We start from the raw sequence: 8,807 nt of genomic DNA on the forward strand, positions 1-8,807 counted from the left end.
GGGCTCCTTAGAAACGCGCATTGAATTCGAGCTGCAGGGTGTCGATCGACTGCGGCGGTCCGTAGACTTCCTTGGTCGAGATCCAGCGGCCGGTGAACCACATGTTCTTGTCGATCGCGTACGAGCCGCCCAGGAAGTAGCCGCGCGCATTGGTGCCGCCGCCGTGGAAGGTCGAGTCGTTGTAGCCGTCGGGCATGGCATCGGGTTCGATGCGCTTGTAGCCCGCCAGCACGTTCCAGTCGCCGCGCGCGCTCGGTGCCGGCTTGCCGTAGGTGGCCTGCAGCATGTAGGCGTTGCCGCCGCTCTTGAAGTCGGCCTGGCTGGTGCCGCCGGTGGCGCCGAAGTTGTTGACGATGGCGCCGCGAATGCCCGCGCGGTTCCAGATGTCGCGTGCGTCGTAGGCCGTGTTCTTCACGAAGTTGGCGTCCAGGCGCAGGTTGTTGCCCGCCACCGCGGTGTCCCAGCGCAGGTTCAGGTCGATCAGGCGGAACTTCGACGCCAGGCCCACGTACTGCGGCTGCGGCGTGCCGGCCGGGTTGAGCGGGTCCAGCGAGATGTCGCGCAGCAGCATGAGGGTGTTGCCCTTCTGCATGAAGGCCGGGCGCGACCAGTCGGTGCTGCAGCCGTCGGCGCCCGCATACAGCGCGCAAGGCTGCGAGACCTGGCCGCTGATGTTGCGGAAGTTGTAGTACGCGAGCGCGCCGCGCACGCGGTTTTCTTCGTCCAGCTTCCACTCGGCGCCGGCCTGCGCGCCGAAGAGCCACTTGTTCTCGCTCTTCATCTTGGTCTGGCTGCGGCTCGGTGCGTTGTCCGACGAATACTCCAGCGGAATCAGGCCCAGCGTGCCGAACAGCGTGAGGTCGCGGTTGGCCGCGAGCTTCTTCTCGAACTGCGCGGCAATGCCGTCGAAGTTCAGGTCGCTGGAGTACAGCAGGTCGGTCGACATGAACGGGTTGCCGAAGCGGCCCGCCGTGACGGTGAGCCAGTCGACCGGCTTGTGCGAGATCCACATCTGGTCGAGCCACACGCTCTTCTTGCCCAGGCCGCCGCCCAGCGTTTGCGTGGTCGACACCGGGCTGTCGTCGCTGCCCGAGGCCAGACGCACGCCGGCCTTGGTGTTCTCGGTGAGGTCGGCGTACACGCCCAGCCGCGCGCGGGCGCGGAACAGGTTCTTGCGGTCCTGGCGGGTGTTGAGAATGGACGGCAGCGCCAGGTTGGTGTTGGGGTTGACGTCGTAGCCCGCGCCCTTGTTGAGCTCGGCCCAGTTGATCTCGATGTTGCTGTTGTTGCCCGCGTAGTTGCGTGACTCGTTGCGCACGCGCACGTCGCCTTCCACGCGGATGCGCTTGCTCCACTCGGGCGTTTCGTTGGGGGCGGCCCAGCCTTCGTCCTTGGCCTGCGCCATGACCTGCGCCTTGACCTCGTCGCGGATCTGGTCGCGCACGGTCTGCGAGATATAGGGCACGCGCACGTCGCCGGCTTCCAGCCGCACGCCGCCGGCGGTGCTGGCCGATGCGGCGGTGGTGGCGGCCGACATGCGCTGCGCCTGCTGCGCGGCCAGGGCCTCGGTCTGGGCCTGGGCCAGCAGGGCCTCGCCCACGTCCTTGGCGAGCGTGCCGCTCTGGATCAGGCCGCGGATCAGCTTGACCATGGCCGACTCGGCCGGTGCAGCCTGGGCGGCGGCATTGCCGGCCGCGAAGACGAACGCGGAGGCCACGGCCGCCGCGAGCGCGCATTTGCGCAGGGTCGGCATGGCGCCCCGGCTCGAAATGTTCTTGAGATGGTTCATCGCTTCGTTCACAGAATGGAATGGGACAGGCAGGGCCTCTTGGGCACTGGCGTGGTTCTTCGTCATGGCCGGCGCCCCTTCATGGACACGCGCATCGGAAAGCGCAGCGAGGCCGGCGGCTTCTCGTCGACGCGGTCCAGCGCGCGCAGCATGCCCAGCACCGCTTCGTCGGACTCGGGCGTGCCGGTGCTGCGCACCAGTTGCACCCGCGTGGTCTTGCCGTCGGCGCCCAGCCAGATGTCGACCTGGATGTCGTCGAACACCAGTTGCCGCGTGCGCGGGTCGCGCGACAGCGCCTGCTGCAACAGGCTCGACACGTAGCGCGCATACGAGCCGCTGCCCAGGCCGCCGCCGGCGCCGGTGCCGCTCATGCCGCCGCCGCTGCCGGCCTGGATGCCGAATGCGTCGTTGCCGGCCTGTCCGGCGCTGTCCATGGTCACGGGGTCGCCCAGGTCTTTGGCCGGGCTCGGGGGCGTGTCGTCCTTCGGGGGCTCCAGCGGCTCCATCGGCTTCGGTTCGGGCTCCGTCACCGGCTTGATCTTTTCGGGCTCGGGCTCGGGCAGCTTCTCGGGCTCGGGCGGCGGCGGCGGTGGGGGCGGCAGCATCAGCATCGGCGCATCGGCCACCACGCGCTTGGTGCTCGCGGTGTCCGACAGCAGGTGCCATACCAGGGCCACCAGCGCGGCAAGGATCGCCGCGCCGATGACCACGCCACCCCAACGGCGCCACAGCCCCGCACCGCCCGCCTGGACGCCCGGCCGGGCGCCCGCGCCGTGCGCGAAAGCAGGAGAACTCGGGTCGCGAGGTTTCACTCTCCGTTCCTCACTTCTGCTTGCCGGTCACGAGGCCGATCTGGTTCAGCTCGATGCGGCGCAGCAGGTCCAGCACGTCGACCACCTTCGCGTACTGCACGCTGGCATCGCCGCGCACGATCACGGGGAAGTCGGGCGACAGCGCCTTCTCGGTGCGCAGGCGCTCCTCGAGCTCCGGCAGCGTGACCGGGTAGGCATCGAGGAACACGTTGCCCGCGTTGTCGATGGTGATGGCCTTGGTCTTGGGCTTCTCAAGCGCCACCGAGGCGCTGGCCTTCGGCAGGTCGACCTTGATGCCCGGGATGCTGGCGTTGCTGGTGAGGATGAAGATCACCAGCACCACCAGCAGCACGTCGACGAAGGGCGTGATGTTGATGCCGCCCGCGCGCTTGCGGGTGCCGAACTTGGCTGCGGTGTTTGCATGGTGCCCCGTCCTCAGGCGCGCTTGGCGACCGCGTGCGGCACCGAGCGGCCTTCGCCCTGCTCTTCCGCCAGGCGCGTGACGAACTCGTCCACGAACACGGCCATGTCGGCGCCGATGGCGTCCGAGCGCGAGGCCAGCCAGTTGTAGCCGAACAGCGCGGGAATCGCGACGCCCAGGCCGGCGGCGGTACACAGCAGCGCGGCCGCCATGCCGGGTGCCACCGAGTTGATGTCCACCGCGCCGGCCATGGCCGCCACGACGAACACCAGCATGATGCCGATCACGGTGCCGAACAGGCCGACGTAGGGCGCGCCTTCGATGGTGGTCGAGAGCCAGTTCATGCGCTTGGACATGCGCTCGGTCTCGCGCACCATCACGCCGTCCATGGCGGCGCGGATGGCGCCGATGGTGGCCACCGACACCGAGTTCAGGTCGTAGCCGCGGTCATGGCGGCGGCGCATTTCGTCGATGGCCACTTCGTACAGGCGCCACAGCGACGAGTCGGCGCGCACCTCTTGCGGCACGGTGTTGTTCACGGCCAGGCGGTCCAGCGGCGCGCCGGCGGCTTCGCGGAAGTGCTCGACGAAGGCGGCGTTGGCGCGCGAGGTGGCGCCGTAGCTGCGGCCCTTGCCGATCATGATGGCCCACGACAGCGCCATCATCAGGCCCAGCAGGCCCACCACGACCCAGGCGTCCAGCGGCATCGCGGCCAGGATGAAGCCGAAGTGGCTCTTGCCGGCTTGCTGCTCGTCGGCGCCGAACGCGGTCAGGCGCGACTCGGCGCCTTGCGAGACGGCGTCGGCCAGCAGCATCGCGTCGGCGCGGGCGACCTTCGACAGGCGCACTTCGTCGATCGCGCCGGTGAAGTTGGCGAACGTGGCGGCAGCGGCTTGCGCGCCTGTGCGTTGGCGGCGGCGGGCGCGGTGGGCGCCACGTCGGCGCCGATGGCGGCGGCGGTGTTCAGGGCGGGCAGCTTGGCGGCCAGCGACACGGTGGGACGGCCACCGACATACAGCGCCACGCTGTCGCCTTCGGCCTTCACGGCAATGTGCGACCACTGGCCGGCCTGGATCGGCTGGCCCGGGGTGCTGCGCTGGCCGTTCACCTGCACGAAGGGCACGCCCTGGTCGATGCCGACCACCAGTTCGCCGGCGCGTCGCGGCGGGCGTAGATGGCCTGGCGCGCGCCGAGTTGGTCGGGCTTGACCCATGCGGAGAAGGTGAGCGCGCCACCGGCCTGCACGGCGAGCGACGGCGTGGCCGGCAGCATGAGCGCGGCGGCGCCCAGCTGCGCGCCCTTGCCGATGACGGTGCCCTCGACCGGCACGACAGCGGTCTGGCCGTTGTTGGCGTAGGCCGTGGTGTCACGCGGCGGCACGGCGCCTTCGGCGAAGTGGTAGACCAGCGTGTAGTCGGGGTCGAAGCTGCGCTGGCCGTTGCCCGAGGCCGGGGCCTTGGGGTTGCCGTAGTACATCCACAGCTTCTGCGGCGTGCCGGCCGAGACGTTGGGCACGTCGACCCAGATCAGCGCAATGCCCAGCAGCGGATCGAACTGTTCGATCTGGTGGTTCAGCACCGTCTTGTCGTCGGCCGCGATGAAGCGCAGGTCGGCGCCGGTTTCGCTCACGCCTTCGAACTTGAAGTTGCCGGTGTGCAGGCGCACCAGCACGGGCACGCGCCCGGCATCGCTGCCGATGGCGCCGGCCTGCGGGCCGCCGTCGATGGTGACGGGTTTGCGGTAGGACCACTCGGCTTGCCACCAGGCGTGGGCCAGGTTCGGCAAGAGCGCGCTCAGCAGCGTGAGCACGATGAAAAGAATGCGTCGCATGACAGGGTTCTCCGAAAAGCTCGTAGAGAGAAAAAATTGAAAAAAAAGAAAAGAAAACTGGAAGCCGACGTCGTCGTCAGTAGTTCGCGGTCAGACTGAAATTCACGCGCGAGTCGTGGCGCTTGGTGCGGGGCCCGTCCTTCAGCGGGTAGCCGAAGTCGACGCGGCCCGAGAAGTACTGCCCCAGCTTGAAGGTCGTGCCCACGCCCACCGACGCCAGCAGGAACTTGTCGTTCTGCTCGGGCAGCGGGCTCTTCAGGCGCAGGCGCGCCGCATCGGCGAAGGCATACACGCGCCAGTTCTCCACCAGCGGGCCCAGCACGGTGATCGGCTGGCTGCGAAGCTCGAGCGAGCCGACCATGCCGTAGTCGCCGGTGGCTTCGGCCGAGAGGTAACCGCGCACCGAGTTCATGCCGCCGCCGGCGATCTGCTCGCTGGACACCAGCGGCGAGTCGGTCATCTGCGCGTTGAAGCGCGCCGCCAGCTGCTGGCCGCCCTCGAAGGTGTGGGTGCCGTTGAGGTCGGCCTTCAGCACCATGAAGCTGGGCGAGGCCTTGTAGCGCTTGTAGTCGAACGCGGCCCAGTCGCTGCTGTAGCCGAACGAGCTGCTCGTGCCCACCACCAGCGAAATGCCCACGCCGTACTGGCTCTTCTCGCTCTGGCGGAAGCCCGAGTAAGACAGCGTGATGGGTGCGTACTTCAGCGGCACGGTGTCGCCGCTGCCCTTCAGGCGCAGCGCTTCCTCGTTGTTCTTGAAGTCCACGCCCACGCTGAAGGCATGCCACCAGTTGCCGGCATTGGGCACGGTGTAGGTCGCCTTCAGGCCGATGGAGTGGCCCTTGCCCAGCACGTTGGTGCCGCCGGTGGTGGCCACGTCGCTGTCGGACACGTAGGCGTTGCCTTCCAGGCTCCAGTTGGTGCCGGCCAGCGGCGCGGTGTAGCTCGCCGAAATGACCTTGGTCTGGCTCAGGTCCTGCGGCGCGCCGAAGAAGCTGATCGACGCGCTGTGGCCCAGTTGCCAGAGGTTGTCGTGGCCCAGCGAGGCGGTGGCGCGCAGCTTGCGCGTGTCGGCGCTGTAGTCGTTGTTCAGGCCCACGCTGGCACGCCACGGGCTGCTGTCGTCGACCTTCAGGTCCACGTCCATGGTGCCGGGCATGGCACCCTGGCGCACCAGCGGCATCACCTGGCGCTTGGGGCTGCGGTTGAGCGCGGTGAGCTCGGCCTGCGCGGTGTTGAAGTTGGGCACGCCGCCCTCCTTCAGCGCCGGCACCTGCTCGCGCACGTCCAGCGGTGAGTTGTACTCGGCGCCCACCACGCGCACGCGGCCCACGCGGGTCTCGTTGACCTGCAGGAACACGACGCCTTGCGTGACCTGCTGTTCGGGCAGGTCGACATACACCGACTGGTAGCCCGCCGCCTGGTAGGCCGCGAGCAGCGCGTCGCGCGCGCCCTCCACGTCCTTCAGCGTGCGGTCGGGGCCGAGGAAAGGCGTGACCGCCTTCTCGATGGCGCGGGCGTCGAGCACGGTGTTGCCGCGCACGATGTATTCGGAAATGTCGACCTTGCGGGTCGACTCGGGGGTGGCAGGGGCCGCGGGGGTGACCGGCGTGGCCACCGCCGCGGGCGGGGTTTCGGTTGTGGATGTGGACGACGCGGAGCCCTGCGCAAACACCGCGCCCTGGGCGCTCATCGCCATCACTGCCAGCCACACCGCTCTCCAACACATCGGTGGGCCGTTCTTCTTCATGTCATGCATTTACAGCTCGTTCTCAAAGATGAAGCTCGCTTGGCAGCCGCGCATGTTGGAGAGACTCCATGTCGCTGCTGCGTACGCCTATCTAGACGCGCGGCGCTCGCGGCGACTGCCGTTTGTCACAAAAACTTCATCAAGAAAAAGACACTGGGGCCGTGCAGCGTGTTTTCACGCGCATAAGAAGAAGGGCCTCCACGCGGGAGGCCCTTGCTTTGTGACATGGCGATGAAAATCGGTGCGGCTCGGCACGCGTATTGACGCGCGCTTCTAGCGCTCTTCAGCGCGGCGTCAGCCGGCTTGCGCGCAATGCGGCGACAGCCTCACGCGCCCGTTTCCCCCGCCTTCTCGTAGACATGCGGAAAACTCGCTTTGACCCGCGCGAAGATCTCCGCGTAGTAGAAGCCCACCGGCTTCAGCGCCGAACCCTTGCGGTGGATGGCCTGCGGGTGCTGGGCGCGAAAGCACAGCGTGTGCCCGACCTTGAAATGCCACAGCGCGCGGGGAACGATCGCCTCGCTTTCCGTGCGGTCCCCGAACACCGCCTTGATCTCGCTGTCGTAGCCCGGGCCGCAGGCGAAGATGACGACATCGGGTTTGAGCAGGTCGAACTCGTACCTGAGCATCTTTCGGGACACCTGGGTCAACGCCTCGGAGAACGCCTTCGAGTTGCGGGAGAAGCCCTTGCCCTGTTCCAGATCCGTGCGCATCAGATTGGTCCAGGCAATAGCGGGCACCTGCGCTCCGGCAAGCTCCCGCGCCGTGCGGCCGACCATCTGGAAAAAGCGGCCCGACCATCTCTGCCCCGCCATCTGTCGGCGATAGCACGCCAGCAGTTTGTCGGCTGCATCTTCGGTGGCGTAGTAGGTGCGGAGCTTGCCCCACCAACCGTTGGTTTCCTTTCCGACAAACATGATGCGCACGGGCGAATCCAGATAGGCGTCGGAAATGGAAACCAGCAAGGGTGCCGACAGCCTGGCAAGCTGGCCTTCGTCGAAGAGCGGCCGGGCCTCGGCGAGGGCCGTTTTGTAGAAGGCGTTCAACTGCGCTTGCAGGAGCTCCCGGTTGTTCATGCGCGCGCCGTGTTCACCGGCAGCGCCGCATCCATTTCCTGGATGAGGACTCCCGGATTTTTCCAGCAGCTGTCCCGGGTCCATGCGGACGATCGACATTCGAAATTCCCAATATGTGTGCTGGCCGGATTGTCCACGGGCCCAGCGGAACGACTCGCACGACTCGCCTGCGGGCCTCGCCGTGAAACGTAGTGTGTTGCGTCGCCATCGCGGATACACAGGCATACGCCATTCGTCCGCGCGGGCGTGGTCGCGACGAAAAATCGGTTCCGTTCACCGAACCCGACCGTCATTCTTCCGAAGGAATCGCCATGCGCCTGCGCTCTCCCCTCACCTTCTTCGCCGTCGCCATCGCAGCCTCGGCCGCCGCCCTCACGCTCACCTTCGCGGCGCCGCCGCTGGGTGGCGACATCTCCGCCGCCGAGGCGCAGGCCGCGCCCGAGTTCCAGAACATCGACACCTGGCTCAACTCGCAGCCGCTCAAGCTCGAGGAGCTGCGCGGCAAGGTCGTGCTGGTCGACTTCTGGACCTACACCTGCATCAACTGCCTGAACCACCTGCCCTACGTGAAGGACTGGAACGAGAAGTACAAGGACAAGGGCCTGGTCGTCGTCGGCGTGCACACGCCCGAGTTCGCGTATGAAAAGTCGACCAAGAACGTGAAGGACGCGATCCAGCGCCTGCAGATCAAGCATGCCGTGGCGCAGGACAACAGCTACGGCACCTGGAAGGCGTTCAAGAACCAGTACTGGCCCGCCGTGTACCTGATCGACAAGCAGGGAAAGATCGTCTATTCGCACTTCGGCGAGGGCAGCTACGGCACGACGGAGAAAAAGATCCAGGCGTTGCTGGCCGAGCCCGCGCCGGCGGGGTCTTGAAGCGGCGCCCTACCTGCTCGGCTGTTCGCGTTGTGGGTCGCTGTTCAGGGCGCGCTCGCGCCGACGGCGTGCTCTGCTCCGCGAATGTCCCCCGGGGCTTCGCCCCTCCTCCTTTATTTCGCTGCACAGAGCACACCATCAGCGCGAGCGATATTCGGAGCTTTCGTTGATCGGCGAGCACCAGCCGCGTGCCCAAGTGCACAGGGCATCGGGTGTCTCCCGCAGCGAAATAAAGGAGGAGGCGAAGCCGGGGG

General features: G+C 67.4%; 9 protein-coding genes. 1 reads left to right on the plus strand and 8 read right to left on the minus strand.

What is annotated here, in order from left to right:
- Nucleotides 1-7: 7 nt before the first annotated feature.
- The 8 genes from BMG07_RS27395 to BMG07_RS27420 form a co-directional block, all read right to left on the minus strand.
- Nucleotides 8-1,789, minus strand: a complete 1,782-nt coding sequence (locus BMG07_RS27395; protein ID WP_198087175.1) for a putative porin — start codon at nucleotides 1,787-1,789, stop codon at nucleotides 8-10.
- A gap of 62 nt (nucleotides 1,790-1,851) precedes the next feature.
- Entirely contained in the window at nucleotides 1,852-2,601 is a 750-nt protein-coding gene (locus BMG07_RS27400; protein ID WP_307867090.1) for an energy transducer TonB, read from the minus strand.
- Between the two features lie 10 nt (nucleotides 2,602-2,611).
- Nucleotides 2,612-2,977 carry a biopolymer transporter ExbD gene (locus BMG07_RS27405; RefSeq protein WP_198087180.1) on the minus strand — a complete coding sequence of 122 codons (366 nt, stop codon included), beginning with the start codon at nucleotides 2,975-2,977 and terminating at the stop codon, nucleotides 2,612-2,614.
- Between the two features lie 59 nt (nucleotides 2,978-3,036).
- Nucleotides 3,037-3,870 carry a MotA/TolQ/ExbB proton channel family protein gene (locus BMG07_RS44340; protein WP_307867091.1) on the minus strand — a complete coding sequence of 278 codons (834 nt, stop codon included), beginning with the start codon at nucleotides 3,868-3,870 and terminating at the stop codon, nucleotides 3,037-3,039.
- The gene (locus tag BMG07_RS44345) at nucleotides 3,792-4,166 is read right to left on the minus strand and encodes a hypothetical protein (RefSeq protein WP_307867092.1); all 375 of its coding nucleotides are present in this window, start codon (nucleotides 4,164-4,166) and stop codon (nucleotides 3,792-3,794) included. Before BMG07_RS44345 ends, BMG07_RS44340 begins: the two co-directional genes overlap by 79 nt.
- Entirely contained in the window at nucleotides 4,127-4,852 is a 726-nt protein-coding gene (locus BMG07_RS44350; RefSeq protein ID WP_307867093.1) for a DUF2341 domain-containing protein, read from the minus strand. Before BMG07_RS44350 ends, BMG07_RS44345 begins: the two co-directional genes overlap by 40 nt.
- Before the next feature lie 76 nt (nucleotides 4,853-4,928).
- Nucleotides 4,929-6,542 carry a ShlB/FhaC/HecB family hemolysin secretion/activation protein gene (locus BMG07_RS27415; RefSeq protein ID WP_269759430.1) on the minus strand — a complete coding sequence of 538 codons (1,614 nt, stop codon included), beginning with the start codon at nucleotides 6,540-6,542 and terminating at the stop codon, nucleotides 4,929-4,931.
- Between the two features lie 383 nt (nucleotides 6,543-6,925).
- Nucleotides 6,926-7,774 (minus strand): hypothetical protein, encoded by an 849-nt coding sequence (locus BMG07_RS27420; RefSeq protein ID WP_269759431.1) that lies wholly within the window; start codon nucleotides 7,772-7,774, stop codon nucleotides 6,926-6,928.
- A gap of 212 nt (nucleotides 7,775-7,986) precedes the next feature.
- On the opposite strand from BMG07_RS27420, the gene BMG07_RS27425 reads away from it, so the two are divergent.
- On the plus strand, nucleotides 7,987-8,553 hold the full coding sequence (locus BMG07_RS27425) for a thioredoxin family protein (protein ID WP_198087177.1): 567 nt from the start codon (nucleotides 7,987-7,989) through the stop codon (nucleotides 8,551-8,553).
- Nucleotides 8,554-8,807: the final 254 nt, after the last annotated feature.

Source organism: Variovorax sp. E3 (assembly GCF_016082275.1).
GTDB lineage: Bacteria > Pseudomonadota > Gammaproteobacteria > Burkholderiales > Burkholderiaceae_C > Variovorax.